Below are 24,924 nucleotides of genomic sequence, written 5' to 3'. Positions count from 1 at the left end.
CCCAAATGCTCTATAACCTCCTCTTCGGTCTGGCCGACGTCTTTTCGCCGTTCAACCTGTTCCGGTACCTGACCTTCCGGACCGGCGGCGCCGTGATCACGTCGCTGGTCATCAGCTTCGTCTTCTTTCCGCGCCTGATCGCCTGGCTGAAGCGCAAGCAGGGCGAAGGCCAGCCCATCCGCGCCGACGGCCCGGAGAGCCATTTCAAGAAGAAGGGCACGCCCACCATGGGTGGCCTGATGATCCTGATCGCCATGACGGTCAGCACGCTGCTGTGGGCCGACCTGACCAACGCCTACATCTGGATCGTCCTGCTGGTGACCATCGGCTACGGCCTGATCGGTTTCGGCGACGATTACCTGAAGCTGACCAAGCGCAACACCAAGGGCCTGTCCGGCCGCTTCCGCCTGGGCTGGGAGATCGCCATCGGACTGGTCGCCTCGGCACTGATCATGTGGGTGTCGGCCCCGCCGCTGTCGGGCGGCGTGGCGGTTCCCTTCGTCAAGGATTTCCTGGTCCAGCTGTCCTGGTTCTTCGTGCCGTTCGGCGCCTTCATCATGGTCGGCGCCTCCAACTCGGTGAACCTGACCGACGGGCTGGACGGGCTGGCCATCGTGCCGACGATGATCGCCGCCGGCTGCTTCGGCCTGATCTCCTACCTGTCGGGCAACGCCATCTTCGCCAACTATCTCCAGATCCACCATGTGCCGGGCTCCGGCGAGCTGGCGGTGTTCTGCGGCGCGCTGGTCGGCGCCGGTCTGGGCTTCCTGTGGTACAACGCCCCGCCGGCCATGGTCTTCATGGGCGACACCGGGTCGCTGTCGCTGGGCGGCGCGCTGGGTGCGGTCAGCGTGGTGACCAAGCATGAGATCGTGCTGGCCATCATCGGCGGCCTGTTCGTGCTGGAGACGGTGTCGGTGATCGTGCAGGTCGCCTCCTTCAAGCTGACCGGCAAGCGCGTGTTCCGCATGGCGCCGCTGCACCATCACTTCGAGAAGAAGGGCTGGGCCGAACCGACGGTGGTGATCCGCTTCTGGATCATCGCCTCGATCCTGGCGCTGGTCGGCCTGTCCACGCTGAAGCTGCGCTGAGGGGGGCACCGGCGATGATCGACCTGTTCTATATGCAGGAGTTGCCCGTCGCGGTGATGGGGCTGGGCAAGTCCGGCCTCGCCACCGCCCGCGCGCTCCGCGACAGCGGGGCCGAGGTGCGGGTGTGGGACGACAGCCCCGCCTCCCGCGCCGCGGCGGAGGCCGAAGGCTTCGCCGTGGTCGATCTCGCCACCGCCGACCTGTCGGACCTGACCACCATCGTCTGGTCGCCCGGCATCCCCCACACCCACCCCAAGCCGCATCCGGTGGCCGAGCGCGCCCGCGCGCTGGGGATCGAGCTGATCTGCGACATCGAGCTGCTGGGCCGGGCGGAGCGCGACTGCGCCTTCATCGGCATTACCGGCACCAACGGCAAGTCGACCACCACCACCCTGATCGGCCACATCCTGGCCGCCGCCGGCCGCAAGGCCGCGGTGGGCGGCAACCTGGGCACGCCGGTGTTGACCTTCGATCCGATCGGGTCGGGCGGCACCTGCGTGCTGGAGATGTCGAGCTATCAGCTGGAGCTGACCCACTCCATCACCTTCGACATCGCGGTCCTGCTGAACATCACGCCCGACCATCTCGCCCGCCATGGCGGGATGGAGGGCTACATCGCCGCCAAAAAGCTGATCTTCCACCGCCAGACCTGGCCGCGCACCGCGGTGATCGGGGTGGACGACGAGCATTGCCGCAAGATCCACGCCGACCTCGTCGCCGCCGGCGACCAGCGCATCTGGCCGATCTCCGCCCAGGGGCCGGTGGCGGGCGGCGTCTATGCCGCCGACGGGTGGCTGGTCGACGACACCGACGGCGAGGCGGCCAAGGTCGTGGAGTTGTCCGGCCTGCCCAGCCTGCTGGGTGCCCATAACTGGCAGAACGCCGCCGCCGCCTTCGCCACCTGCAAGGCCGCCGGACTGCCGGTGCCGGCCATCGTCGCGGCGATGGCGACCTTCCCCGGCCTCGCCCACCGGCAGCAGCTGGTCGGCACGGCAAGCGGGGTGCGCTTCGTCAACGACAGCAAGGCGACCAACGCCGACGCCACCGAAAAGGCGCTGGCGACCTTCGACCCGATCTACTGGATCCTCGGCGGACAGGCCAAGGACACCGGGCTGACCGGTCTGGAGGGCTATATGGGCCGCGTCCGCCACGCTTTCCTGATCGGCGAGGCGCAGGAACAATTCGCCGCATGGCTCGACGCGCAGGGTGTTGCCTATACACGCTGTGGAACGCTGGATGTTGCGACTGCGAAGGCAGCCGGACTGGCCCTGGCGGAACGGCTGGAGGGCGCTTGCGTGCTGTTGTCTCCAGCGTGCGCGTCATGGGACCAGTTTGCCAGTTTCGAGAAGCGCGGCGAAGCCTTCGCGGTCTATGTCGCGAACATCGTCGCAGCGCATGAGAGCACCGGGGACGGCACCAGCGGGGGCGTTGCATGATCACCTTCGACCGTACCGACCAATCGATCTTCGGCCGCTGGTGGTGGACAGTCGACCGCTGGCAGCTGGGCGCCGTCGCCCTGCTGATGTTCCTGGGCACCGTCCTGATCACCGCGGCCAGCCCGCCGGTGGCCGAGCGCATCGGCATCCAGGACACCTTCTATTTCGTCGAACGCCACGTGATGATGCTGATCCCCGCGATCGTCATCATGGTCGGCGTTTCCCTGCTCAGCCCGCGCGGCGTGCGGCGGGTGGCGCTGGGCGTGTTCCTGATCTCGGTGGCGCTGGTCTATGCCACGCTGGTGGTGGGCGTCGAGATCAAGGGTGCGCGCCGCTGGATCCACATCCCCGGCCTGTCGATCCAGCCGTCGGAGTTCGTCAAGCCCGCCTTCGCCGTGGTCGCCGCCTGGCTGTTCTCGCTGTCGCGCACCAATCCGGGCTTCCCCGGCGCGCTGGTGTCGATGGCGCTTTACGGCCTCACCATGGCCGGCCTGATCCTTCAGCCCGACCTGGGCATGACCTTCGTCGTCTCCGCCGTCTGGTTCACCCAGTTCTTCCTGGCCGGCCTGAACCTCGTTCTGGTGATGGGGCTCGGCGGGCTGGGCGTGGTCGGGCTGGTCGGCGCCTATTACACGCTGCCGCACGTCACCAGCCGCATCAACCGCTTCCTCGACCCGCATGCCGGCGACAACTATCAGGTCAACCGCTCGCTGGAGGCCTTCGCCAACGGCGGGCTGATGGGCACCGGCCCCGGCCAGGGCACGGTGAAGTTCTACCTGCCCGACAGCCATGCCGACTTCATCTTCGCGGTCGCAGGCGAAGAGCTGGGCCTTATCTTCTGCCTGGGGTTGGTGGTTCTGTTCGCCTTCGTCGTTCTGCGCGGGTTCGCTCGTGTCTTCAACGACAACAATTATTTCGTTTTGCTGGCCGCTGCCGGTCTTCTGATCCAGTTCGGTCTTCAGGCGGCGATCAACATGGGTTCGTCCTTGCATCTTATGCCGACCAAGGGCATGACCCTGCCGTTCATCTCCTACGGCGGCTCTTCGCTGCTCGCTCTCGGGTTCGGCATGGGTATGGTTCTGGCACTGACACGCAAACGCTTCGGCCCAGCGGAATGAGGAGGCCGACCGACTTGAGCACGACGGGCTCCAATGCGGGCTTCCCTACGGGCTTCGACGCCAATGCCAACAAGGTGATCGTGCTGGCCGCCGGTGGCACCGGCGGGCACATGTTCCCGGCCGAGGCGCTGGCGCGCGAGCTGCTGGCCCGTGGCCGGGCGGTGACGCTGGTCACCGACAAGCGCGGCCATGCCTTCGGCGAGAACCTGCCGGAGGTGCCGGTCCATCGCATCCGCGCCGCCTCCCCCGGCGCCGGCATCGTCGGCAAGCTGAAGGCCGCGCTGCAGATGGGCCTCGGCCTGCTGGAGGCGCGGGCGCTGATGCGCCGGCTCGATCCCGCCGCTGTGGTCGGCTTCGGCGGCTACCCGTCGGTCCCCACCGTCTATGCCGCCATCCAATCGAAGCTGCCGGCCCTGCTGCACGAGCAGAACGCCGTGCTGGGCCGCGCCAACCGGATGCTGATCGCCGGGGCCAGACGCATCGCCGTCGCCTTCTCCGACATCGAAAAGCTGGGCGAGGCGCAGCGCGCCAAGATCGTCCGCACCGGCAACCCGGTCCGCCCGGCCGTCGCCGCCCGCCGCCTCTCCCCCTACGAGGCGCCCGGTGCCGCCGGCCCCGTCCGCCTGCTGGTGATGGGCGGCAGCCAGGGCGCCCGAATCTTCTCCGAGGTGATCCCCGCGGCGCTGGCCTTGTTGCCCGAGGAGATGCGCGCCCGCATCCATCTGGCGCAGCAATGCCGCCCGGAGGATCTGGAGGCCGCCCGCGACGCGCTGGAGCCGCTGGGCCTCGCCCGGCTGGAGTTGCAGACCTTCTTCCGCGACGTGCCGGAGCGGCTGGCCGCCTGCCACCTTGCCGTCACGCGCGCCGGAGCCTCCACCATCGCCGAGCTGACCTGCATCGGCCGTCCGGCGATCCTGGTGCCCTACCCGCACGCCACCGACGACCACCAGACCGCCAACGCCCGCCATCTGGCCCAGGCCGGCGCCGCCTGGCTGGTGCCGCAGCCCTCCTTCACCGCCCAGGCCCTGGCCGAGCGGCTGTCCGCCCTGCTGGCCGATCCGCAAGCGCTCGCCGCCGCGGCCCGCGCCGCCCATGGCTGGGGCACCGCCGACGCCGCCACAGCGCTGGCCGACGCCGTGCTGGCGATGCTGGACGGCGGCCCCGCCGCTCACGATCACGCCGACTCCGACCACGACCAATCCCAACACGCCCGGCGCTCATCCGCCGGTGCCAGCGCCAAGGGGGCCGCGGAATGATGAAACCCATGCGGAATCTGACCCGGCCGACGCCGCGGCCGTTGCAGGACTGGCCGGCGGACATGACTCGGACCGAGGGCGGCTGGTACAACCGTCCGGGCTGCCCGCTGGTGCCGCGCTTCCTCGCCGAAGGCGGCTTCCTGCGCGACCGCCTGTCGATGATCCATGGATCGCAGCCCCTCCCCAATGACCTGTCCGACGGGGCGGTCGACGCCACCCTTCGCCTGATGCTTCGCCGCGGAAAGTAAGCCTGACATGCGCGCCCTCCCCCTCTCGATCGGCACCATCCACTTCGTCGGCATCGGCGGCATCGGCATGAGCGGCATCGCCGAGGTGCTGCGGAATCTGGGCTACACCGTCCAGGGCTCCGACCTTGCCGAGAACGCCAACGTCAAGCGCCTGCGCGAACTGGGCATCAAGGTGTTCGTCGGCCATCGCGGCGAGAACATCGCCGGGGCCGCCGTCGTCGTCGTTTCCTCCGCCGTCAAGCGCGACAATCCGGAAGTCGTGGCCGCCCGTGCAGCATTGGTGCCGGTGGTCCGCCGCGCCGAGATGCTGGGCGAGCTGATGCGGCTGAAATGGGCCATCGCCATCGGCGGCACCCATGGCAAGACCACCACCACCTCGATGGTCGGCCATATGCTGGAGCATGCCAACCTCGACCCGACGGTCATCAACGGCGGCATCATCAACGCCTACGGTTCCAACACCCGGCTCGGCACCGGCGACTGGATGGTGGTGGAGGCGGACGAGAGCGACGGCACCTTCGTGAAGCTGCCGGCCTGCATCGCCGTCGTCACCAACATGGACCCGGAGCATCTCGACTTCTACGGCACCTTCGACAACGCACGGGCCGCCTTCGACAGCTTCGTCCAGAACATTCCCTTCTACGGCTTCGCCGCGCTGTGCATCGACCATCCCGAGGTGCAGGCGATGATCCCCCGCGTGTCGGACCGCCGCATCGTCACCTACGGCTTCTCGCCGCAGGCCGACATCCGCGCGGTGAACGTGGAGCTGGGGCCCGACGGCGCCAAATACGATGTGCTGATCTATGACCGCCACACCGGCGAGAGCCGCGCCATCGCCGGCGTGCGCCTGCCGATGTACGGGCCGCACAACGTCCAGAATTCGCTGGCCTGCTTTGCCGTCGGCAACGAGATGGGCCTGCCCGACGTGGTGATGCGCGACAGCATGGCCAAGTTCCAGGGCGTGAAGCGCCGCTTCACCAAGACCGGCGAGACCAACGGCATCACCGTCATCGACGATTACGGCCACCACCCGGTGGAGATCGCCGCCGTGCTGAAAGCGGCGCGTACCGCCGGCACCGGCCGCACCATCGCCGTCGTCCAGCCGCACCGCTATTCCCGCCTCGCCGCCCTGTTCGAAGAATTCTGCACCTGCTTCAACGACGCCGACGCCGTGATCGTCGCCGACGTCTATGCCGCCGGCGAGGCGCCGATCGAGGGTGTCAGCCGCGACAGCCTGGTCGAGGGCCTGCGCATGCATGGCCACCGCCACGTCGTCGCCCTGCACGGCCAGCAGGAACTGGCACAGGTCGTGCGCGAGATGGCCAAGCCCGGCGACTTCGTCGTCTGCCTGGGCGCCGGCAACATCACCCAGTGGGCGAACGCCCTGCCGGGTGAGCTGGCCTCCCTCTACGGCGCGACGCGATGACGGCAGCGCCCGGCATGACCGCCTCTGAAGGCCACTTGATCGAACGGATGCCCGCCGTGCGCGGCCGGCTGACCGCCGACGCCCCGCTGGCGCCGGTGACATGGTTCCGCGTCGGCGGGCCGGCGGAGGTGATGTTCCGCCCGGCCGACGCCGACGACCTTGCTGACTTCCTGGCCGCCCTGCCGGCCGAGGTGCCGGTGACGGTGATCGGCGTCGCCTCCAACCTGCTGGTGCGGGACGGCGGCGTGCCGGGCGTCACCATCCGGCTCGGCCGCGGCTTCACCGACATTGTGGCGGACGGGATGACCGTGACCGCCGGGGCGGCGGCGCTCGACCTGAATGTCGCCATGGTCGCCCGCGACGCCGGGATCGCCGGGCTGGAGTTCCTTTCCGGCATTCCCGGCACCATCGGCGGCGCCTTGCGCATGAATGGCGGCGCCTATGGCCGTGAGTTGGCCGACGTGCTGGTGTCGGCCACCGCCGTGGCGCGCGACGGCCGCCGGTTGGAGTTCAGCCATGCCGGCATGGGCTTCACCTACCGACACAGCGCGGCCCCGGAGGATTGCATCTTCACCGGTGCCGTCCTGCGCGGCGCGGCCGGCAACCCGCTGGAGATCGCCCGGCGCATGGCCGAGATCTCCGACAAGCGCGCAGACAGCCAGCCGGTCCGCTCCCGCACCGGCGGCTCCACCTTCAAGAACCCTGAAGGCCATAGGGCCTGGGAGCTGATCGACAAGGCCGGCTGCCGCGGCCTGTCCATCGGCGACGCCCAGGTGTCGGAAAAGCACTGCAACTTCCTGATCAACAACGGCACGGCCACCGCCGCCCAGCTGGAAGCGCTGGGCGAGGAGGTCCGACGCCGCGTGTTCGAGACCAGCGGCGTCACGCTGGACTGGGAAATCAAGCGCATCGGCGTTCCCGCCGAAGGAAGCACCGCCCCATGACCGAAGCCCTTCTCCACGCCCACAAGAAGCATGTCGCCGTCCTGATGGGCGGCTGGTCGGCCGAGCGCGAGGTGTCGCTGGTCAGCGGGGCCGGCGTCGCCAAGGCGCTGGAGGAGGAAGGTTACCGCGTCACCGCCATCGACGTGCAGCGCGACCTGGGTGGGCTGATGCACGCCCTGAGCAGCCCGCGCCCCGATGTGGTGTTCAACGCCCTGCACGGCCGCGGCGGCGAGGACGGGACGATCCAGGGCGTGCTGGAATTCCTGGGCCTGCCCTACACCCATTCGGGCGTCCAGGCCGCCGCCGTCGCCATGGACAAGGCGATGACCAAGCGGGTTCTGGACACCGTCGGTATCCGCTCGCCCAAGGGAATGGTGCTGTCCCGCGGGGAGATCACCGGCGGCAGCCACCCCATGCCGGCGCCCTATATCGTCAAGCCTGTGGACGAAGGCTCGACCGTTGGCGTAACCCTGGTCCGCGAGGGGCAGAACAGCCCGGTCGGCGATGCGTGGACCTTTGGCGAACGCGTGCTGGTCGAGGAGTTCATCCCCGGTCGCGAGCTGACCGTGGGCGTCATGGGTGACCGTGCTTTGACGGTGACCGAGATTGTCTTCCAGGCTCAGGTCTACGACTACACCGCGAAATACAGCGCCGGCCACGCCGTCCATACCCTCCCCGCCGCGATCCCCGAGGCCGTGGCGGAGGAGGCGAAGCGGGTGGCGGTGCTGGCGCACAACACCCTGGGCTGCCGGGGCGTGTCGCGCAGCGACTTCCGCTGGGATGACAGCCGGCCGGGAACGGACGGTCTGTATTTCCTGGAGATCAACAACCAGCCGGGCATGACGCCCCTGTCGCTGGTGCCCGAACAGGCCGCGCATGTGGGGATCACCTACGGCGCGCTGGTCGGCTGGCTCGTGGAGAATGCCGCATGTCAGCTCGCCTGATGGCCGACCCGGACTTCCGCGCCGCCGCCGGCGCGCGCGCCCGGGACGAGATGCCGACCCCGCCACGCGCCATGGCCGCGTCGGCGGAAAAAGGCAAGCGGCGCCGCGCCTGGCCGCGCTGGACCCGCTCCGCCGTCAAGGCGGCGCTGCTGCTGGTGCCGGTGCTGGGACTGGCCGGTGCCGCCGGCTCCACCTGGAAGCGCGGCAATCTGGCCGAGACGATGGAGGCGGCGCAGGAAAGCGTCATCCGCCTGACCGGCGACATGGGCTTCCGCCTGTCCGAGATCCTAGTGGTCGGCCGCAGCGAGACCGAGCGCGACGTCGTGCTCGACGCGCTGGGCGTGCGCCGTGGCGAGCCGATCCTGTCCATTGACCTTGCCGATGCCAAGCAGCGGCTGGAGGAGCTGCCCTGGGTGTCGTCCGCCTCGATCGAGCGGCGTCTGCCCGGCTTCCTCTACATCCGCCTGTCCGAGCGCCAGCCGATGGCGATCTGGCAGCATGACCGCCAGTTCACCGTCATCGACCGCGCCGGCCGTCCGCTGGCCGACGCGGCGGAACTGGCGCGCCGCGGCAACCAGCGGATCGAGACACTGCCGCAGGTGATCGGCGCCAACGCTCCGCAGCAGGTCCACACCCTGCTGTCGGCGCTGGACGGCGCGCCGACCATCGCGCCGATGCTGTCGTCCGCCAGCTGGATCAGCGACCGCCGCTGGAACCTGCAGCTGAGCAACGGCGTGACGGTGAAGCTGCCGGAAGGCAATGGCGAGATGCGCCGCGCGCTGCGCCAGCTGGAGCAGATGCACACGGCCAGCCATGTGCTGGACCGCGACATCGTCGCCATCGACCTGCGCCTGCCCGACAAGGCCGCGATCCAGACCTCCGCCACCGCCCAGCTTCCGGGCTGGGAGGACGATACGAAGAAGAAGAACGGCAAGAAATCTTAAAGCCCCGGTGACGACAGGCGCTTGCGGGGAAGCGCCCGTCGCCGGCGGACAGGAGTCGAGGAAAAGTCTTGGGGGGCATGTTCGGGATGGGATTCAACGGTGCCAAGAAGCCGAAGCGGCCGGCCCGTGGCGGGATCGTCACGGCGCTGGACGTCGGCTCGACGAAGGTGTGCTGCGTCATCGCGCGGATGGAGGAGCCCGGCTCCCTCCGCGTGATCGGCGTCGGTCACCAGATCGCCACGGGCATCCGCGCCGGGACCATCATCGACATGGAGGCGGCGGAGACCTCGATCGGCGCCGCCGTGCATGCCGCCGAACAGATGGCCGGCGAGACGGTGCATGACGTCGTCGTCAACCTGTCGATGGGCCATCCGCGCTCCCACGCCTTCACCGCCACCGTCCCGGTCTCCGGCCAGGAGGTGACGGAAGGCGACATCCGGCGCGCCATGGCCCATGCCCGCACTTTGCAGGCCGGCCCCGATCAGGCGCTGATCCACACCATTCCGCTGGGCTTCTCCCTGGACGGCAGCCGCGGCATCCGCGACCCCAAGGGGATGAGCGGCCACACGCTGGGCGCCCAGCTGCACGTCGTCACCGCCGCGGCCGGCGCCATCCGCACGCTGCACGCCTGCATCGCCCGCTGCCACCTGAACATCGAGTCCATCGTCGTCAGCCCCTTCGCCTCCGGCCTCGCCTGCTTGGTCGAGGACGAGATGGAGATGGGGGCGGCCTGCGTCGACATCGGCGGCGGCGGCACCACCATCTCGATCTTCGCCGAGGGCAATCTGGTGTGGACCGGCTTCGTCCCCCTGGGAGGCCGGCACGTCACCAACGACATCGCGCACGGGCTGGCGACTCCGCTGGTCCATGCCGAACGGCTGAAGGTGCTCTACGGCAGCGCCCGGGTGAACCCGGCCGACGAGCGCGAGATGATCGAGGTGCCGCAGATCGGCGAGGACGAGCGCAGCGGCAGCGGCACCGCCAGCCACCCGCGCTCCTTCCTGGTCAGCATCATCCAGGCGCGGATGGAAGAGATCTTCGAAGAGGTGCGCAGCGCCATCGAGCAGTCCGGCCATTCCCAGCTGGTCGGCCGGCGCGTCGTCCTGACCGGCGGCGCCAGCCAGCTGCCCAACACGCGCGAGATGGCCGCCCCCATCCTCGACAAGCAGGTCCGCATCGCCCGCCCCACCCGGATCGCCGGCCTCAACGAGGCGCATGGCGGACCGGCCTTCTCGACGGTGGCGGGCCTTCTCTTACATGCCGTCCGCAACCCGACGGAGCTGATGGTGACCGGCCAAGAGGCGGTCGCGTCAACCGGGCTCCTCGGCCGCGTCGGCCTGTGGCTGCGGGAGAATCTGTAATGATCCTTCCGGCCGCCGCCATTCACCGATTCCCGAACGGACAGACACCGGACACAACCGGGCGCCGGTCGCGGCATATCAAACATCAAACCCAACGAAAACAGGTTGTGGAGGCCTGAATAGAATGATCAACGTGACCATCCCCCAGATCGAGCCCGAACTGAAGCCGCGCATCACCGTGTTCGGCGTCGGCGGGGCCGGCGGCAACGCCGTCAACAACATGATCAAGTCGAACCTGGAAGGCGTGGACTTCGTCGTCGGCAACACCGACGCGCAGGCGCTGAAGGGTTCCTTGTGCGAGAAGCGCATCCAGCTGGGCACCGGCACCACCCGCGGCCTGGGCGCCGGCTCCAAGCCGGACGTCGGCCGTGCCTCGGCCGAGGAGCAGATCGACGAGATCGTCCAGTATCTCGAAGGCTCCAACATGGTCTTCATCACCGCCGGCATGGGCGGTGGCACCGGCACCGGTGCGGCCCCGGTCATCGCGCGTGCGGCCCGCGAGCGCGGCATCCTGACCGTCGGCGTCGTCACCAAGCCCTTCCATTTCGAGGGCGGTCACCGCATGCGGCTGGCGGAAGGCGGCATCGCCGAGCTGCAGCAGTATGTCGACACCCTGATCATCATCCCGAACCAGAACCTGTTCCGCATCGCCAACGAAAAGACGACCTTCGCGGACGCCTTCAAGATGGCCGACGACGTTCTGCATTCGGGCGTGCGCGGCGTCACCGACCTGATGGTGATGCCCGGCCTGATCAACCTGGATTTCGCCGACATCCGGTCCGTGATGACCGAGATGGGCAAGGCGATGATGGGCACCGGCGAGGCTGGCGGCGAACGCCGCGCCATCGAGGCCGCCGAGGCCGCCATCTCCAACCCGCTGCTGGACGACGTATCGATGAAGGGTGCCCGCGGCGTCCTCATCAACATCACCGGCGGCTACGACATGACCCTGTTCGAGGTCGACGAGGCGGCCAACCGCGTCCGTGACGAGGTCGATCCCGACGCCAACATCATCTTCGGCTCGACCTTCGACAGCTCGCTGGACGGCGTGATGCGCGTGTCGGTCGTCGCCACCGGCATCGACGCCGCGGCGATGAGCAACCCGCGCACCCTGCACCCGGTCAACCTGTCGCTGGTCGGCGACCGTGCCAAGAAGCCGGCCGCTCCCGGCAACCTGACCGGCGCCCCGGCTCCGGCCGCCGCCCAAGGCTCGGCTATTCCCAGCGCCGCAGCCGGCCTGCGCACGCCGCAGCCGGTCACCGCCGGCGCCGCCGCCATCCAGCACGACCCGGCCCAGCAGCAGCCGGCCCAGCAGTATGGCCAGCAGCCTGTCGAGGCTCCGAAGCCGGCCGCCGGTCCGCTGCATGGCGAGAACCAGGGCGGCCACTTCTTCGCGCCGAAGCCGGCCGACGCCGGTCCGCGCCAGCCGGTGACCGTCGGCGCCGCGCCGCTGTCGACCCCGCAGCAGCCGGTCCACCAGCAGCACGCCCCGCAGGCGCCGCAGATGCAGGGCCACCAGCAGCCGCAGCAACAGCCGCAGCAGCCGGCCCCGATGGCGCCGCAGCATCACCATGCCGCCCCGCAGGGCCATCAGCAGCACCCCGGCCAGCAGCATCCGGGCGGCCTGTCCGTCGGTCCGGCCCCGGCGCCTGCGCCGGAACCGGCGCCGGCCCGCAAGGGCAACTTCCTGTTCGGTCTGGTGACCGGCCTGGGCCGCAAGTCCGAACCGGCGCCGCAGCCGGTGCAGCAGCCCGCGCCGCAGGCCTATCAGCCGCAGCCTGCCCCGCAGCAGTACCAGCCGGCCCCCCAGGGCTATCCGCAGCAGCCCGCCTACCCGCAGCAGCAGCCGCAGGCTCCCCACCAGGGCTACCCGGCGGGCCAGCAGTATCCGGCGCCGCAGCAGCAGCCGGTCTATCCGCCGCAGCAGTCCGCTCCGCAGCATGCCCAGGCCTACCCCGCCGCCCCGCAGGCGCAGGCTCCGGCCCCGCGGGCCGACGGCAAGCCGGGCGAGCAGGAGGAGCTGGACATTCCGGCCTTCCTGCGCCGTCAGGCCAACTGAGCGGCGGGAACGTCCCGACGTAAACCGATCTTGGCCGCCTTCCCCGACGACATGTCGGATTTGGCAGCCGGCCGATCCCGGCGAAAGCCGGAGATAACCGCCGTCGCCGCAGCCTCCTAATCGCGGCGCCGGCGGCTCCACAACCTGACCGAACCTTTCGGACCCCGGTGATGCCGTCGTGCGTTACCGGGGATTTTTTATTTCACGCCACTTGCCTCAAATAACTGATTGCTTGTCTTGCGCACCACTTTTGCCCTGCAACAAACGGTAACAATGAGTGATTTGCCGATTTCCGATCCCCGGTGTTACCTATCAGCATGGTCGAAAGCGAAAGCTGCCGACGCGATGATCTCCCAAGATCAAGCGGCGCGGATCGCCGGAAACCTCTCCTTCACGACCAAGATGGAAAAGACATCGTGGCCAACAATCGCAGCAACGTGGACGGCATGTTCCAGCAGACCCTGAAGAAGTCGGTGACCATCGCCGGCGTCGGGCTGCATTCGGGCGTCATCGTCACGCTGACGATTTCGCCGGCCGATGCGAATTCCGGAATCACCTTCCTGCGTACCGACCTTTGTGGTACGGCCGCCGTAATTCCGGCGCGCTGGGACACGGTTGTCGATACCCGCCTGTGCACCGTGATCGGCAACGACCACGGCACCACCGTCGGCACGATCGAGCATCTGATGTCGGCGCTGGCCGGCTGCGGCATCGACAATGCCGTGGTTTCGCTGGACGGCATCGAGGTGCCGATCATGGACGGCAGCGCCGCTCCCTTCGTCGCCGCCATCGAGCAGGCCGGCATCGCCGTGCAGAAGTCGCCCCGCCGCTTCATCCGCATCCTGAAGCCGGTCGCCATCGGCGACGGCGTCAAGAGCGCGTCCTTCACCCCGGACGACGCGACCAGCTACAGCTTCGAGATCGACTTCGACAGCGCCGCCATCTCCCGTCAGGCCCGCGCCCTGGAGATCGATCCGGACAGCTTCAAGGACGAGATCAGCCGCGCCCGCACCTTCGGCTTCCTGCATGAGGTCGAGGGGCTGCGCAAGATGGGTCTCGCCCGCGGCGGCTCGCTGGACAACGCGGTGGTCATCTCCGGCGACACGGTGATGAACGCCGAGGGCCTGCGCTTCAAGGACGAGTTCGTGCGCCACAAGATCCTGGATGCCGTCGGCGACCTGTATCTGGCCGGTGCGCCGATCGTTGGCCATTTCCACGGCGTGCGCTCTGGCCATGCCCTGAACAACCAGTTGCTGCGTGCGCTGTTCGCCGACCGCAGCGCCTGGCGTTACGAGACGGCGGTGTCGCTGCCGGTCGCGCGCCGCGGCCTGGAGCAGCTGGCGGTCGCCTGATCGCCGCCATCTTTCCAGGATGGTTTTTCGAGAGGTCTGCCCCTGCCCTCCCCCACCGGGGAGGGCTTTTTCTTTGGCGCACTCCCCTCCCCTGCCGCTGCCGCGGCCCACGCAGAAGAAAAGCGCCCTCCCCTCTCGGAGCGGGCGCTCTGCGCAATTTGGTGGAGTTTCCCGATTTCTGATTTATTTCAGTATTTTAGGTAATTTTCTTAATGTGAAATCTGCGTGAGTGCTGAGAGTGCCCCCTCTCGCGACAGGAAGGGCGCTCCCTACCCTGCCGCCACCATCTCCGCCCCAGTGCCGGCGTATTCGCCGAAGCGGGTGTCTTCCTTCAGGATGTGCTTGCCCAGCCAGTCGGAGCAGAACAGGAACACTTCTTCGCCGCTGATACGGCTGCCACCCGCGCGGAATTCGTCGCGGTAGCTTTCGACCTGCCAGGTCAGCCGGTCGTGCAGGGCCTTGTGCGCGGCGAAGGTCGGATAGTTCAACTGCTCCATCTGCGCCTCCTCCTCCGCGAAGTGATGGCGGGTGTAGGCGATCAGATCGTCCAGGATGGCTTCGATCAGGGCCGGGTCCTGGCGGTTCGTGTCGTCATACAGCTTGTTGACGATGGCGATCAGGACGCGGTGATCCTCGTCCAGCGCGTCGTTACCCACGCTCATCCAGCGCGACCACTGAATTGGCTCCATGGCGTTTCCTTTGTCCCCTTCGTTGGCAGCCGGGCAGGCATGCGGGCGTTGACCGCCCGTCGGCGCCGTCCCGTTTTCGGGGGGTCCACCTGTCCGGCATCGTTGCGCTTCTGACTATAAGCGTTTTCTTATCTCACTCCCCCGATCCCCGTCCGTCAATCCGGTCGAACGGGGATGCGACATTTTGGCGAAGGCTGGATGTGGCGCCGATCAGCCGCCGATCCTGGCCAACCACTCGTCCTCGGTCAGGATCTCGACGCCCAACTCCTTGGCCTTCGCCGCCTTGCTGCCGGCGTCCACCCCGGCGACCAGATAGTCGGTCTTGCCGGAAACGGAGCCCGCCACCTTGGCGCCGAGCGATTCGGCGCGGGCCTTCGCCTCCGACCGGGTCATCCGCTCCAGCGTTCCGGTGAAGACCACCGTCTTGCCGGCGATGGGGGAGTTGCTGGCCTTCGGCAGCTCGGCCTCCAGCACGGTCAACCGCGCCATCAGGCCGCGGACGATGACGAGGTTGCGCTCCTCCGCGAAGAAGCCGGCCAGTTCCTCGGCCGCCACTTCGCCGACATCGGGGGTGGCGACCAGATCGAGCCAGGGCTGATCCGGCGCCTGCGCCACCGCACGCTCCATCGCCGCCCGCCAGTCGGACAGGGTGCCGTAGCGGGTGGCCAGCGCCTGGGCGGCACGGGTGTTCAACCGCTTGATGCCGAGCGAACCGATGATGGTCTCCAGCCGCAGCGCATCGTTTCCGGCATAGAAGTCCAGCTTGGACGCGCTTTCGGGATCGGCGAACCAGGCGAGGATGGTATCGGCGGTGACCGGACCGACACCGCTCAATGCGTGGAGGTCCAGCCATTCCTGGCCGGGCATCGCCTGCTCCGCCGCCAGCATGCCGTCGACCCAGCCCTGCATCGTCTTGTAGTGGCGGGCCAGCGACTTGGCCGTCACCTCACCGACATGGCGGATGCCGAGCGCGTAGATCACGCGATGCAGGTCGATGCCGTCGCGTCGCTGCTGGATGGCCTTGAACAGGTTCTGGACCGACTTCTCCTTCCAGCCCGGCCGGCCGATCAGCTCGACGCGGCCCTCAAGGGTAAAGATGTCGACCGGCGACTTGATGAAGCCTTCGTCCCAGAATTCCTCGATGATCTTCTCGCCCAGCCCTTCGATATCGAAGGCGTCGCGGGAGACGAAATGGCGCAGCCGCTCCTTCGCCTGGGCGGCACAGATCAGCCCGCCGGTGCAGCGCCGCACCACCTCGCCCGCCTCGCGGATGGCGAGGCTGCCGCAGACCGGGCAGGTCTCCGGCGCCACATAGGGGATCGAGTCGGCCGGGCGCTGCGACAGCACCACCTCCACCACCTGCGGGATGACATCGCCGGCGCGCTGCACCACCACGAGATCGCCGACACGGATGTCCTTGCGGGCGATCTCGTCCTCATTGTGCAGGGTGGCGCGGCTGACGACGACGCCGCCAACGGTGATATCCTCCAGTTCCGCCACCGGGGTCAGCGCGCCGGTGCGGCCGACCTGGATTGTGATCTCCTTCAGCCGGGTCTGCGCCTGTTCGGCCGGGAACTTGTGGGCGATGGCCCAGCGCGGCGCCCGGCTGACGAAGCCCAGCCGCTGCTGAAGCTCCAAGCTGTCGACCTTGTAGACGACGCCGTCGATGTCGAAGGGCAGGCTGGCACGCCGCCGGCCGATGCCCTCGTAATAGGCCAGCAGCTTGTCCTTGCCGTCGCACAGCTCGGCCGGGCGGTTCAATTGGAAGCCCCAGCCCTTCAGCCGCTCGCGGATGCCCCATTGGGTCTCGGCAATCGGCTCCGACACTTCGCCCAGCGCATAGCCGAAGAAGCAGAGCGGCCGGGACGCGGTGATGGAGGAATCGAGCTGGCGCAAGCTGCCGGCCGCCGCGTTGCGCGGGTTGGCGAACAGCTGCTCACCCTTCTGCGCACGGGCGGCGTTCATCGCCAGGAAATCGTCGCGGCTCATATAGACCTCGCCGCGGACCTCCAGCACGTCGGGGAAGGGCGCCGGCAGGCGGTGCGGCACATCGCGGATGGTGCGGACGTTGGCGGTGACGTTCTCGCCCTCCGCTCCGTCGCCGCGGGTGGCGGCCAGAACCAGTTCACCCTTCTCATAGCGCAGCGAGCATGACAGCCCGTCGATCTTCGGTTCCGCCACGAAGGTCAGCGGCGCATCGTCGGAGAGGCCGAGGAAGCGGCGGACACGGGCGTCGAACTCCGCCACATCCTCCGGCGCGAATGCGTTGCCCAGCGACAGCATCGGGATGGCGTGGCGCACCTTGCCGAAACCGGCGGCCGGGGCGGCGCCGACGCGCAGGCTGGGCGAATCGGCGCGGCGTAGCTCGGGAAAGCGCGCCTCGATGGCGAGGTTGCGGCGGACCAGCGCATCATAATCGGCGTCGGAGATCTCCGGCTGGTCCTGCTGGTGATAGAGCCGGTCATGATGGGCGATCTCGGCGGCCAGCGCCGCAAGCTCCGCCGCCGCCTGGTCCGGCGTCAGGGCATCGACGGCGATGCTGCGGGGATTGGGCGGCGTGTCGAACAGGTCCTGCATGGCGCGTCTCGTGACGAATCGGGGTCTTCCGGAGAAGGGCCGCGCAGGATAGCGCCTGGGAACCGGTTTCGGGAGTCTGTCGGGGCGCGGACCTCATCGGGGCGACGGCCGGCGTAAGTCCCTATATACTATGGGCACACCCTTCGGAGTCCCTTGGCCTGATGAGCAAAGCTACTGCACCGGACCTGCGCATCGACGACCGCATGATCGTCGCCGCCGCGCTGGACCGCATCCTTTACGACGACCCCGACCATTTCGCGGCGGACGACGCGCGTGCGGTGCGCCGGCTGATCCCGCACAGCCGCTCGGCTTGGCTGCGGCTGGGGTTCCGCGCCGAACGGCAGGGTCCGTCGATGAAGGGCGAGGCCGCCGGGATCGGCGACGTGCGGATGGAGGGCGACAAGAAGGTGGTGGAGGGCAGCGTCGGCGAAGCGGCGACCTGGCGCTGCGGCCAGTATAAGATCACCAACCACGGCAGCGACCTGGAAATCTGGCAGGTGATGAGCGACGAGTATGCGCCCGAGCCGAAAGGCGCCCGACTGGAGTTCGACGACCGGGGCGAACCGGAGCGGCTGACCTTTTTCCAGCCGCGGGACATCGAACTGCGGATCCCCTTCACCAGCCTCGCGGTCGGCGTGCGGCTGGGCGGGTGGCAGCCCTGGAAGATGGTGGCGGAGGGGAGCGTCGCCGCCGGGTGACTGCCGGCGGCGACGCTCCCGAAGTCACCGTCAGCCCTGCCGGTAGTTCGGCGACTCGTTGGTGATGGTGATGTCGTGGACGTGGCTTTCGCGCAGGCCCGCATTGGTGATGCGGACGAACTGGCACTTCTCGCGCATCTCGGCGATGGACGCACTGCCGGTGTAGCCCATGGCCGCGCGCAGGCCGCCGACCAGCTGGTGGATGACCGCCGACACCGGACCCTTGTAGGGGACGCGGCCCTCGACGCCTTCCGGCACCAGCTTCATGGTCGAAACCTCCTGCTGGAAGTAACGGTCCGCAGAGCCGCGGGCCATGGCGCCGACCGAGCCCATGCCGCGATAGCTCTTGTAGGAGCGGCCCTGGAACAGGATGACCTCGCCCGGGCTTTCGTCGGTGCCGGCGAACAGGCTGCCCAGCATGGCAACACTGGCGCCGCCGGCAATCGCCTTCGCCAGATCGCCCGAATACTTGATCCCGCCGTCGGCAATCACCGGGATGCCGTGCTTCTCGCACTCGTCCACCACATCCATCACAGCGGTCAGCTGCGGCACGCCGACGCCGGCGATGATGCGAGTGGTGCAGATCGAGCCCGGACCGATGCCGACCTTGACGGCATCCACACCGGCGTCGATCAGCGCCTTGGCCGCTTCGGCGGTGGCGACGTTGCCGGCGATGACCTGGGTGTAGCTGGACAGGGCTCGGGCGGCACGGACCTGATCTAGCACCTTCAGCGAATGGCCGTGCGCGGTGTCGACCACCAGCACGTCGACGCCGGCGTCGAACAGAGCCTCTGCACGGGCCAGACCGTCGCTGCCGGTGCCGGTGGCGGCGGCGACGCGCAGCCGGCCCTTGCTATCCTTGCAGGCGTTCGGATAGGCCTGCGCCTTCTCGATGTCCTTGACGGTGAGGAGGCCGATGCAGCGGTAATCCTCGTCCACCACCAGCAGCTTCTCGATGCGGTGCTGGTGGAGCAGGCGCTTGCCTTCCTCCTGGCTGACGCCCTCGCGGACGGTCACCAGATCCTTGGTCATCAGCTCGCTGACCGGCTGCTTGGGATCGGTGGCGAAGCGGACGTCGCGGTTGGTCAGCATGCCGACCAGCTTGCCGCTGCCGCGCGCGTCACGGCTCTCGACCACCGGGATGCCGGAGATCTTGTGGTAGGACATCAGCTCCAGCGCGTCGGCCAGCGTCGCGTTCGGCGTGATGGTGATCGGGTTGACGACCATGCCCGATTCGAAGCGCTTGACCTTGCGGACCTCTTCGGCCTGCTGCTCGATGGTCAGGTTGCGATGGACGACGCCGATGCCGCCGGCCTGGGCCATGGCGATGGCGAGACGGCTCTCGGTCACCGTATCCATCGCCGAGGACATCAGGGGGATGCCCAGCTCGATGGTCTTCGTCAATCTTGTCCGGGTGTCCACGTCGTTCGGCAGCACCGAGCTTTCGGCCGGAACCAGCAGGACGTCGTCGAAGGTCAGGGCTTCGCGGATTTTGGTGTCGCGCGCCATGTGTGGATCTCCCGGAAGATAAACGTGGCGCACTTATACACAAGACCATGGGCTTGTGAACCCGTGCGCACACAGCATCTGTTATGCAAGTGCGAAAAGAGTCGTAGTCAGTCGTTCACGTTGCTGCCGCGGAAGCCGGTGGCGACCACATAGGTCTCCGACGATTCCGCGCGGCTGGCCGGCGGCTTGGCGTGCTTGACGACGGCGAAGTCGCGGCGCAGCCGGTCGAGCAGGGAGCGCTCGGCCCCGCCCTGGAACAGCTTGGCGACGAAGGCGCCGCCGGGGGCCAGCACTTCCTCCGCGAAATCATAGGCGGCCTCGGCCAGCCCCATGATGCGCAGATGGTCGGTCTGCTGGTGGCCGGTGGTGGGGGCGGCCATGTCGCTCAGAACAAGGTCGGCCGGACCGCCCAGCGCGTCCTTCAACCGGTCGGCGGCACTTTCCTCGAGAAAGTCGGCCTGCATGATGGTGGCGCCGGGGACGGGGTCCATCGGCAGGATGTCCAGCCCGACGACCTTCCAGCCCTCCTTCGCGGCCTGCACCCGCTCCACCGCGATCTGGGTCCAACCACCGGGGGCGGCGCCGAGATCGACCACGCGCTTGCCGGGGGCGAGCAAGCGGAACTTCTCGTCCAGCTGCAACAGCTTGAACGCCGCGCGCGAGCGGTAGCCGCGCTTGGTCGCCTCGGCCACATAGGGGTCGTTCAGGTGGCGCTCCAGCCAGCGCTTGGAGGATTCCGTGCGCTTGCCGGCGGTCTTCACACGGACCGTGGCACGGCGTCCGCCCGGACGCGTCGACGGAGTCTTTTCGGTCATGATCGCTGCTGTTCCTCGGTCATCCGGCGCAGGCGGGAAGCCTTCCCCACCTGCCCGATCATACATCCGGTGTCGTTACCGGTTCATTCGCCGGCGGCCCCGATCAGGTCCACCAGAATTCCTTCGCGCAAGCCACGGTCGGCGATGCGCAGCCGTTCCACCGGCCAGACGTCGCACAGCGCATCCAGAACGGCGCAGCCGGCGACCACCAGATCGGCACGGTCCTGGCCGATGCAGGGATGGCGGGCGCGGCCATCGAAATCCTGCGCGACCAGATGGTCGATCACCGCGCGGGCGTGGTCGACCCGCAAATAGCTGCCGTCCACCGCCCGGCGGTCGTAACGGCACAGCCCCAGATGCACGCCGGCCAGCGTCGTCACCGTGCCCGAGGTGCCGAGCATCTGCACCTTGCCGGCGGCGACGCGGCTCTGGATGCGGTTGCGCGCCTCGAACGGGGCGATGGCGTCGGCGACCGCCTCCACCATCTGGGTGTAGTTGGCGCGGGTGACGTTGGGGCCGCCATATTCCTCGGTCAGGCCGATGACACCGCAGCGGATCGAGGTCTGGTCGAGCAGGCGCGGCGCCCTGCCCTTTTCCACCTGCAACCACATCAGTTCGGTCGAGCCGCCGCCGATGTCGAAGACGATGGCATAGGGATGGGTCGGCTCCAGCAATGCGGCGCAGCCGGCCAGCGCCAGCCGTCCCTCCTCCTGGCTGGAGATGATTTCCAGGGGGATGCCGGTCTCGCGCTCCACCGTCTCGACGAAGGCGGCGGTGTTGCTGGCGCGGCGGCAGGCCTCGGTCCCGACGGCGCGGACGGCGGTGCAAGCGCGGCGCTCGATCTTGGAACCGCAAACGCGCAGGGCCGCGATGGTGCGTTCCATCGCGGGCTCCGACAGATGGTCGTTGCGGCTCAGCCCCTCGCCCAGGCGGACGATGCGGGAAAAGGCGTCGATGACGCGGAAGCCGCCCGGCGCCGACTTGGCGATCAGCAGGCGGCAATTGTTGGTGCCGAGGTCCAGCGCGGCGAAGACCGGGCGCACCAGCGCCGACGAACGCAACCGTCCGGTGTCGTTCTGCCGCTCGCTTTGCACCTGTAGATCCACGTACCGTCCCCGCAGCACCTAAAGAGCGGAGTGTAACCCGGATCGCAGTCCGGCGGGAACCCCTCTCGACTCGGATTCCGCCGGCGGCGACCCGCAGGTCACCTCTGCGCCAGTCACTGGGCTTTCACGAAGGGACAGCTGCTGGTTTCGATCGGCAGGAAGGCTTCCGCCGCCGGAATGCTGCGGACCTGCTTGTAATAGTCCCACGGCGCCTTGCTCTCCGCCGGGCTCTTCACCTGGTACAGCTCAAGATCGTACAGCACGCGGCCGTCTTTGCGGATGCTGCCGGGTGTGCCGAAATAATCGGTCGGCATCGCCTTCATCGCGGCGGTGACCGCCTCGGACTCGGTGGTGCCCGCCGCCTTCACACCCTTCAGCCAGTGCAGGGTGGCGAGATAGGTATTGGCCTGCTCCTTGGTCGGCATCTTGCCGTGGCGCTCGAAGAAACGCTTGGACCATGTCCGGGTCTGGTCGTTGCGGTCCCAATAGAAGCCGCTGGTGACATAGAGCCCCTTGGCGAGGTCGAGACCCAGCGAGTGGATGTCGGTGATGAAGACGATATAGCCGACCAGCCGCTGGCCGGACTCGGTCAGGCCGAACTCGCCAGCCTGCTTGATGGTGCCGATGGTCTCCGCCCCCACATTGGCGAGCGCCACGACCTTGGCGCCGCTGCCCTGGGCGCTGAGCAGGTAGGATCCGAAATCGCTGGTGCCCATCGGGTGGCGCACGCCGCCGACCACGGTGCCGCCGGCCTGTTTGATCGCGTCGGTCGCCGCCTTCTCCATCGCCGTGCCGAAGGCGAAGTCGGCGGTGATGAAGTACCAGCTGGTGCCGCCCGATTGCACGACCGCCTTGGTCGTGCCGACGGCCAGCGACGCGGTGTCGTCCGCCCAGTGGATGCTGTAGGGCGAACATTGGGAGTTGGTCAGCTCGGTCGTCGTCGCGGCGCTGATCATCAGCACCTTCCTCTTCTCGCGCGCGACCGCCTGCACCGCCAGCGCGACCGAGGAGACCGGGATGTCGGTCACCATGTCGACACCGTCGATGTCGAACCAGCTGCGGACGATGTTGGAGGCCACGTCCGGCTTGTTCTGCATGTCGGCCGACAGCACCTCGACCGGCCGGCCGAGAACATTGCCGCCGAAATCCTCCACCGCCATGCGGGTGGCGAGCACGGCGCCCTTGCCGCCGATGTCGGACGCGAATCCGGCCTCGTCAGCCAGCACGCCGATGCGCACCGGCTTGGCGGTCTGGGCTTGAGCCGACACCGCGGCAGCGGACAACGCCGTCGTCGCGAGCAGCGCCGCCAGCGCGAAAGGCTTCAGCAACCGACCCATGCGATCCTCCCCATCCTCTTTTCGTGTGACGGGTGCGCACGCCGACCTGCGGCGTCCTGCCGCACCGTTCGGCTTCGTGGATAGCGGGATTTGATTTCATATGCAAACAGTATCGTTTGAAACGTATTGCCGGGGGCTTTGCCCTTTCCTGCCTTGGGACGGGGATAAAACTCCGGGCAAAACAAAAGCCCTCGCTCCGAGGTGAAGCGAGGGCTTTCGCAACGGGCATCTGCGGCCCGGATGAAGTCGCCAATCAGGCGAAAGAATTCGGAACTGAAACCTCAGTCATATCAGCCGAACAGATCGGCATAATCAGGTAAGCGCCGGTGGAGTCATGATCTTACTCACCCTCCCTGGTATCGGTCTCTACTGTTCCGCCCAAGCTATCCGCTTGAACGGTAAGGTGTTTCCGATGTTCGCTCACTTCACCTCGGTGTTGATTACTGTAAGACGAAGCCTGCGCTCCTTTCACAGAGCTGTCAAGAAAATCGCATGCTGCGTCGCAGCGCCATTCGGAGGCATTCCATCGGCAGACTCCGAACGGGCGGGGCTGGCCTTTTGCCGGAGGCGAACCCACCTTGTGGGCATGCCGGAACACGAAGAGAACACATGGGGCGGACGGGTCGCGCGGTATGCGCGGGTCGGCACCGCCGTTGGCGGGCTGGCCGCGCGGCTGGCGGGCGAGCGCGTGCTGGGAATCCGCGTGGAGCGGGAACGCCACGCGGCGGAGCTTCGGGCCGCACTCGGCGGGCTGAAAGGGCCGCTGATGAAGGTGGCGCAGATCCTCTCGACCATCCCCGACGCCTTGCCGAAGGAATACACCCAGGAACTGGCGCAGTTGCAGGCCGACGCGCCGTCAATGGGCTGGCCCTTCGTCAAGCGGCGGATGGCGAGCGAGCTTGGCCCCAGCTGGCAGTCGCGCTTCCAGAGCTTCGAGCACACCGCCGCCGCCGCCGCGTCGCTGGGTCAGGTCCATAAGGCCATCGGGCCGGACGGGCGGGAGCTTGCCTGCAAGCTGCAATATCCCGACATGGCCTCGGCCGTCGAGGCCGACCTGCGGCAGCTCGGCCTGATCTTCGCGATCTTCGAGCGCACCGACAGCGCCATCTCCACCCGCCAGATCCAGAAGGAGATCGGCGCCCGCCTGCGCGAGGAGCTGGATTACGAGCGCGAGGCCAAACATACCCGCCTCTACCGGTCGATGCTGGCCGGCACGCCCGGCGTCCATGTGCCGGACGTGGTGCCGGAGCTGTCGAGCAAGCGGCTGCTGACCATGGGATGGGTGCATGGTCGCAAGATCTTGGAATTCGTCGCCGAACATCCAGAGGCGCGCGACGAACTGGCGATGAACATGTTCCGGGCCTGGTATGTGCCCTTCTACAATTACGGCGTCATCCACGGCGACCCGCATCTGGGAAACTACACGGTCCGGCCCGACCGCTCGATCAACCTGCTCGATTTCGGCTGCATCCGCGTCTTCAAGCCGAGCTTCGTCAAGGGCGTGATCGACCTCTACAATGCGCTGCGCACCGACAATCGCGAGCAGGCGGTGGAGGCCTACCGCACCTGGGGCTTCGTCAACCCGTCGAACGAGCTGGTCGACGTGCTGAACATCTGGGCGCGCTTCGTCTATGCACCGATCATGGAGGACCGCCAGCGCAAGATCGAGGAGACCAACGGCGGCCATTACGGCCGCGAGACGGCGGGCAAGGTCCATGCCGAACTGCGCCGCGTCGGCGGCGTGGAAATTCCGCGGGAGTTCGTCTTCATGGACCGCGCCGCGGTCGGGTTGGGCTCGGTCTTCCTGCATCTGAAGGCGGAGCTGAACTGGTACCAGATGTTCCAGGGGCTGATCCGCGACTTCGACGTGAATGCGCTGGCGGCGCGGCAGAGCGCTGCGCTGGCGGCGCAGGAGTTGCCGCAGGCGGAGTAGGGCATGGGGGCAAAAGCTGGCGCTCCGGCAGGTGGCCCGCCCCCAAACCCTTTCCATCCGGCCTCCGTTCGGTCTATAGCT

The 24,924-nt window shown here is 68.0% G+C and carries 20 protein-coding genes; 14 read left to right on the top strand and 6 right to left on the bottom strand.

Going from position 1 to position 24,924, the window contains the following annotated elements; all coding sequences use genetic code 11:
* Positions 1 to 5: 5 nt before the first annotated feature.
* From mraY to lpxC, 12 genes are all read left to right on the top strand, one after another.
* Entirely contained in the window at positions 6 to 1,091 is a 1,086-nt protein-coding gene (gene mraY / locus ABNQ38_RS27545; protein ID WP_098739423.1) for a phospho-N-acetylmuramoyl-pentapeptide-transferase, read from the top strand.
* Positions 1,092 to 1,105: 14 nt separating this feature from the next.
* Positions 1,106 to 2,527, top strand: a complete 1,422-nt coding sequence (murD, locus tag ABNQ38_RS27540; RefSeq protein ID WP_377808988.1) for a UDP-N-acetylmuramoyl-L-alanine--D-glutamate ligase — start codon at positions 1,106 to 1,108, stop codon at positions 2,525 to 2,527.
* Complete coding sequence (locus ABNQ38_RS27535; RefSeq protein WP_109052119.1) at positions 2,524 to 3,645, top strand: FtsW/RodA/SpoVE family cell cycle protein; 1,122 nt, start codon at positions 2,524 to 2,526, stop codon at positions 3,643 to 3,645. The genes murD and ABNQ38_RS27535 overlap by 4 nt, the downstream gene beginning before the upstream one ends.
* The gene (gene murG / locus ABNQ38_RS27530) at positions 3,642 to 4,901 is read left to right on the top strand and encodes an undecaprenyldiphospho-muramoylpentapeptide beta-N-acetylglucosaminyltransferase (RefSeq protein ID WP_377808987.1); all 1,260 of its coding nucleotides are present in this window, start codon (positions 3,642 to 3,644) and stop codon (positions 4,899 to 4,901) included. Before ABNQ38_RS27535 ends, murG begins: the two co-directional genes overlap by 4 nt.
* Before the next feature lie 8 nt (positions 4,902 to 4,909).
* A complete protein-coding gene (locus ABNQ38_RS27525; RefSeq protein ID WP_244592762.1) occupies positions 4,910 to 5,149 on the top strand; it encodes a hypothetical protein in 240 nt (79 codons plus the stop codon).
* A 7-nt stretch (positions 5,150 to 5,156) separates the two neighbouring features.
* Positions 5,157 to 6,575: a UDP-N-acetylmuramate--L-alanine ligase gene (murC, locus tag ABNQ38_RS27520; RefSeq protein ID WP_174470220.1), complete on the top strand. Its 1,419-nt coding sequence runs from the start codon at positions 5,157 to 5,159 to the stop codon at positions 6,573 to 6,575.
* A 14-nt stretch (positions 6,576 to 6,589) separates the two neighbouring features.
* A complete protein-coding gene (murB, locus tag ABNQ38_RS27515) occupies positions 6,590 to 7,519 on the top strand; it encodes a UDP-N-acetylmuramate dehydrogenase (protein WP_377808986.1) in 930 nt (309 codons plus the stop codon).
* Positions 7,516 to 8,463: a D-alanine--D-alanine ligase gene (locus ABNQ38_RS27510; RefSeq protein WP_377808985.1), complete on the top strand. Its 948-nt coding sequence runs from the start codon at positions 7,516 to 7,518 to the stop codon at positions 8,461 to 8,463. The genes murB and ABNQ38_RS27510 overlap by 4 nt, the downstream gene beginning before the upstream one ends.
* Positions 8,448 to 9,407, top strand: coding sequence for a cell division protein FtsQ/DivIB (locus ABNQ38_RS27505; protein WP_377808984.1), 960 nt, complete (start codon positions 8,448 to 8,450; stop codon positions 9,405 to 9,407). Before ABNQ38_RS27510 ends, ABNQ38_RS27505 begins: the two co-directional genes overlap by 16 nt.
* An 86-nt stretch (positions 9,408 to 9,493) precedes the next feature.
* On the top strand, positions 9,494 to 10,768 hold the full coding sequence (gene ftsA / locus ABNQ38_RS27500) for a cell division protein FtsA (protein ID WP_377810128.1): 1,275 nt from the start codon (positions 9,494 to 9,496) through the stop codon (positions 10,766 to 10,768).
* Between the two features lie 124 nt (positions 10,769 to 10,892).
* Entirely contained in the window at positions 10,893 to 12,827 is a 1,935-nt protein-coding gene (gene ftsZ, locus ABNQ38_RS27495) for a cell division protein FtsZ (protein WP_377808983.1), read from the top strand.
* A 416-nt stretch (positions 12,828 to 13,243) separates the two neighbouring features.
* Complete coding sequence (lpxC, locus tag ABNQ38_RS27490; protein ID WP_377808982.1) at positions 13,244 to 14,179, top strand: UDP-3-O-acyl-N-acetylglucosamine deacetylase; 936 nt, start codon at positions 13,244 to 13,246, stop codon at positions 14,177 to 14,179.
* 269 nt (positions 14,180 to 14,448) lie between these two features.
* Here lpxC and ABNQ38_RS27485 read toward each other — a convergent pair whose 3' ends face one another.
* Positions 14,449 to 14,868, bottom strand: a complete 420-nt coding sequence (locus ABNQ38_RS27485; protein WP_377808981.1) for a bacteriohemerythrin — start codon at positions 14,866 to 14,868, stop codon at positions 14,449 to 14,451.
* 210 nt (positions 14,869 to 15,078) lie between these two features.
* A complete protein-coding gene (gene ligA / locus ABNQ38_RS27480; RefSeq protein WP_377808980.1) occupies positions 15,079 to 17,445 on the bottom strand; it encodes an NAD-dependent DNA ligase LigA in 2,367 nt (788 codons plus the stop codon).
* Positions 17,446 to 17,606: 161 nt separating this feature from the next.
* On the opposite strand from ligA, the gene ABNQ38_RS27475 reads away from it, so the two are divergent.
* A complete protein-coding gene (locus ABNQ38_RS27475; protein ID WP_098739412.1) occupies positions 17,607 to 18,143 on the top strand; it encodes a hypothetical protein in 537 nt (178 codons plus the stop codon).
* 30 nt (positions 18,144 to 18,173) lie between these two features.
* Here ABNQ38_RS27475 and guaB read toward each other — a convergent pair whose 3' ends face one another.
* The 4 genes from guaB to ABNQ38_RS27455 all read right to left on the bottom strand — a co-directional run bounded on the left by guaB (position 18,174) and on the right by ABNQ38_RS27455 (position 22,910).
* Complete coding sequence (guaB, locus tag ABNQ38_RS27470; RefSeq protein ID WP_109052109.1) at positions 18,174 to 19,652, bottom strand: IMP dehydrogenase; 1,479 nt, start codon at positions 19,650 to 19,652, stop codon at positions 18,174 to 18,176.
* A 107-nt stretch (positions 19,653 to 19,759) separates the two neighbouring features.
* On the bottom strand, positions 19,760 to 20,467 hold the full coding sequence (locus tag ABNQ38_RS27465) for an RlmE family RNA methyltransferase (RefSeq protein WP_377808979.1): 708 nt from the start codon (positions 20,465 to 20,467) through the stop codon (positions 19,760 to 19,762).
* 83 nt (positions 20,468 to 20,550) lie between these two features.
* Positions 20,551 to 21,573 carry a Ppx/GppA phosphatase family protein gene (locus ABNQ38_RS27460; RefSeq protein ID WP_109052107.1) on the bottom strand — a complete coding sequence of 341 codons (1,023 nt, stop codon included), beginning with the start codon at positions 21,571 to 21,573 and terminating at the stop codon, positions 20,551 to 20,553.
* Positions 21,574 to 21,686: 113 nt separating this feature from the next.
* The gene (locus ABNQ38_RS27455; RefSeq protein ID WP_377808978.1) at positions 21,687 to 22,910 is read right to left on the bottom strand and encodes an ABC transporter substrate-binding protein; all 1,224 of its coding nucleotides are present in this window, start codon (positions 22,908 to 22,910) and stop codon (positions 21,687 to 21,689) included.
* Positions 22,911 to 23,496: 586 nt separating this feature from the next.
* Here ABNQ38_RS27455 and ABNQ38_RS27450 point away from each other — a divergent pair.
* Positions 23,497 to 24,843: an ABC1 kinase family protein gene (locus ABNQ38_RS27450; protein WP_377808977.1), complete on the top strand. Its 1,347-nt coding sequence runs from the start codon at positions 23,497 to 23,499 to the stop codon at positions 24,841 to 24,843.
* Positions 24,844 to 24,924: the final 81 nt, after the last annotated feature.

The sequence above is a fragment of the Azospirillum sp. A29 genome, assembly GCF_042604625.1.
Classification (GTDB): Bacteria; Pseudomonadota; Alphaproteobacteria; order Azospirillales; family Azospirillaceae; genus Azospirillum; species Azospirillum palustre.
Note: the sequence above shows the minus strand (reverse complement) of the source record. Positions and strands in the feature narration are given on the sequence as shown.

Coding starts and splice junctions, on each gene's coding strand:
- mraY (WP_098739423.1), top strand. CDS start 6: ATGCTCTATAACCTCCTCTTCGGTCTGGCCGACGTCTTTTCGCCGTTC.
- murD (WP_377808988.1), top strand. CDS start 1,106: ATGATCGACCTGTTCTATATGCAGGAGTTGCCCGTCGCGGTGATGGGG.
- ABNQ38_RS27535 (WP_109052119.1), top strand. CDS start 2,524: ATGATCACCTTCGACCGTACCGACCAATCGATCTTCGGCCGCTGGTGG.
- murG (WP_377808987.1), top strand. CDS start 3,642: ATGAGGAGGCCGACCGACTTGAGCACGACGGGCTCCAATGCGGGCTTC.
- ABNQ38_RS27525 (WP_244592762.1), top strand. CDS start 4,910: ATGCGGAATCTGACCCGGCCGACGCCGCGGCCGTTGCAGGACTGGCCG.
- murC (WP_174470220.1), top strand. CDS start 5,157: ATGCGCGCCCTCCCCCTCTCGATCGGCACCATCCACTTCGTCGGCATC.
- murB (WP_377808986.1), top strand. CDS start 6,590: ATGACCGCCTCTGAAGGCCACTTGATCGAACGGATGCCCGCCGTGCGC.
- ABNQ38_RS27510 (WP_377808985.1), top strand. CDS start 7,516: ATGACCGAAGCCCTTCTCCACGCCCACAAGAAGCATGTCGCCGTCCTG.
- ABNQ38_RS27505 (WP_377808984.1), top strand. CDS start 8,448: ATGTCAGCTCGCCTGATGGCCGACCCGGACTTCCGCGCCGCCGCCGGC.
- ftsA (WP_377810128.1), top strand. CDS start 9,494: ATGGGATTCAACGGTGCCAAGAAGCCGAAGCGGCCGGCCCGTGGCGGG.
- ftsZ (WP_377808983.1), top strand. CDS start 10,893: ATGATCAACGTGACCATCCCCCAGATCGAGCCCGAACTGAAGCCGCGC.
- ABNQ38_RS27485 (WP_377808981.1), bottom strand. CDS start 14,868: ATGGAGCCAATTCAGTGGTCGCGCTGGATGAGCGTGGGTAACGACGCG.
- ligA (WP_377808980.1), bottom strand. CDS start 17,445: ATGCAGGACCTGTTCGACACGCCGCCCAATCCCCGCAGCATCGCCGTC.
- ABNQ38_RS27475 (WP_098739412.1), top strand. CDS start 17,607: ATGAGCAAAGCTACTGCACCGGACCTGCGCATCGACGACCGCATGATC.
- guaB (WP_109052109.1), bottom strand. CDS start 19,652: ATGGCGCGCGACACCAAAATCCGCGAAGCCCTGACCTTCGACGACGTC.
- ABNQ38_RS27465 (WP_377808979.1), bottom strand. CDS start 20,467: ATGACCGAAAAGACTCCGTCGACGCGTCCGGGCGGACGCCGTGCCACG.
- ABNQ38_RS27455 (WP_377808978.1), bottom strand. CDS start 22,910: ATGGGTCGGTTGCTGAAGCCTTTCGCGCTGGCGGCGCTGCTCGCGACG.
- ABNQ38_RS27450 (WP_377808977.1), top strand. CDS start 23,497: ATGCCGGAACACGAAGAGAACACATGGGGCGGACGGGTCGCGCGGTAT.